Annotated in this window: 1 protein-coding gene and 1 pseudogene; one reads left to right on the forward strand and one right to left on the reverse strand. The window is 50.2% G+C overall.

Annotated elements, in window-relative coordinates:
* Positions 1-518, forward strand: a pseudogene (locus HP547_RS28415) (glucose-6-phosphate isomerase); the annotation flags it as partial.
* A gap of 75 nt (positions 519-593) precedes the next feature.
* Here the strand turns inward: HP547_RS28415 and HP547_RS28420 are convergent.
* Complete coding sequence (locus HP547_RS28420; RefSeq protein ID WP_172288819.1) at positions 594-1,631, reverse strand: hypothetical protein; 1,038 nt, start codon at positions 1,629-1,631, stop codon at positions 594-596.
* Positions 1,632-2,209: the final 578 nt, after the last annotated feature.

Raw genomic sequence — 2,209 nt, forward strand, 5'->3', positions numbered from 1 at the left:
GCGTAGGTTGTAACGGCCAGCACGCCTATCATCAGCTGCTGCACCAAGGCGCCCAGCTGATTCCGGCTGACTTCATCGTGCCGGTAGTGAGTTTCAACCCTGTGGCCGACCATCATCAGTGGCTGTACGCCAACTGTCTCTCGCAGAGCCAGGCGTTGATGCTGGGTAAAAGCCGTAGGGAAGCTGAGACTGAGTTGCGTGAAAAGGGTTTAAATTCTTCGGACATCGAGAAGATCGCCCCTCATAAAGTTATTCCAGGTAATCGCCCTAGCAATACGTTGGTGGTTGAGCGCATCAGTCCCCGACGGTTGGGCGCGTTGGTGGCGATGTACGAGCATAAGGTATTCGTACAGAGCGTGGTTTGGGGTATCAACGCCTTTGATCAGTGGGGAGTAGAGTTGGGTAAGGAGTTGGGGGAAGGGGTCTACCAGCGGTTGGTCGGTGGTCTTGATGAGCGTGCCGAAGATGGATCGACCCAAGGGTTAATTGACTATTTCCGTGGCCGGCATCGTGGCTGAACTCGGCGAATACTAACTCATGTGCCTGTCCGGTTGGGCAGCGGCTGCTCTCGCTGAGGGTAGCCGCAGGCATAACTAAGGCTCAATAAGCAGGAAGAGCAGCTTTCCGCCCCGTCCACCTTGGGTGCGAATAATTTGTAATGTTACCAGCTTTCCATCTTTAAGTTCTTGCAGTCCTTCGTTCTCGATTGAGTAAGCCTGAATACCCATTTCTGCGATTTGGGCGGAAAATGCTTCGGGTGACATATATTCAGATTTGATGGGCTTTCCATTCTTGTCAAAGAAATTGATACCAAAGTAGTTGTAAGGGCTAGTCTTGGTGCGAACGTCCCAGTACCCACCCATTGTCATCGCATATCCGTTATCCAGGACTGCAAATCCTTGATGCTTTGGTATATTCCATTTTTCCGAGTTTCGGTAGCCTGCATACTGAGGCGCAAAAGTTACCTCCCCAATGGTGTTGAATTCGCTGTCGAGAATCATATACCGGCCTCGGCTCTCCCCGAGACTGTCTTTAGAAATTTTAAATTTTTCGACAAACCACTCATTATCCTTGTGATAAAAGCTTTGAGCTACATTGTTGGCGACAGAGCCGAGCCTTTGTGTGTTGCCAAAGCCTGAGGGGGAATCGATAAGCAGAAGGCGAGCCAAGGTGTTGCCCGATCGTATGTAGGCTACATCGCCGTCTGTTTCTTTTTTAATTACCAGGCCTTCTGAAACAGTGGGTTGGGGCTCAGGGATGATATAGGTCATCATTATTTCGCCCGACTTCCAGTGGTATTTTTCAATTACGCCTCGAGTAGGTCTGCCGTTGGAGTATCGGAGTACGTAGACCAATTCGCGCTCTTCATCAATTTGAAAGCCTTGCGGATACGTATAGCGAGCATCAAGGCGCTCGATTGTCTCTTGATAATGGCTTGACTGAAAGTTTAGGGTTTTGAGGATCGAGAATTTGGGTTGATTTTGTGTTGATAGTGCCTCGTTAAACCTGCCAATCATCTTGTCGCGTGCAGCACTCGCGGCAGTCTGTTCGGTGTGGCTTTGTGCATAGGTGCATGTGGTTAATGATAATGTGGCAGTGAAGGCCATAACCAGCCTCAAAGACAGTGCCATTCGAGAGGTCTCCTTGTTTGGGGTGTCATCAAGCTAGTGCTTTCCTGGGTTTGTTACTATCCCTGACTACGTACAAATTCTGCGGTTCAAATTATTTTACTCATTCTCCAGGCTGGCGGTTGATGAAGTTAGGCGGAAGTCAGGGTTTAGTTTATTCATAATTTTTCTCGAATAGCCATCCTCTGCAACTTTACGACACGGCTTCTATCCTGGTCGAATACCCCCATAACATCATCCTGACGCACCACCTCATCGGTCAGCAGCCAACACGAGTCTGAGTCGACTTAGCCCACCCCCCCCACAGTCCTCTTGCATCAAGACTGTCGTTAGCTACGTAAATATGGCACTCTGCCGCTGCGTCGCGCACTGTGAAACTCTACGTGTACCCGAGACAGGTCCCCATGTTGCCCGTCTTCCCGATCGTGAAACGATGAAAACCTTTAACCTCAAGAACCTTTTCATGCCGGATATCTCAGCAGGCACCGCCAGCCTGATCCACGCTATAGCATCTGCCACTGCTGTCATCGCAGCGTTGATCGCGGCCAGTGCGATGATACTTGCCCACATGACCTCGGACG

The organism is Pseudomonas sp. CM27 (genome assembly GCF_013179515.1).
In the GTDB taxonomy this organism is placed as follows: Bacteria; Pseudomonadota; Gammaproteobacteria; order Pseudomonadales; family Pseudomonadaceae; genus Aquipseudomonas.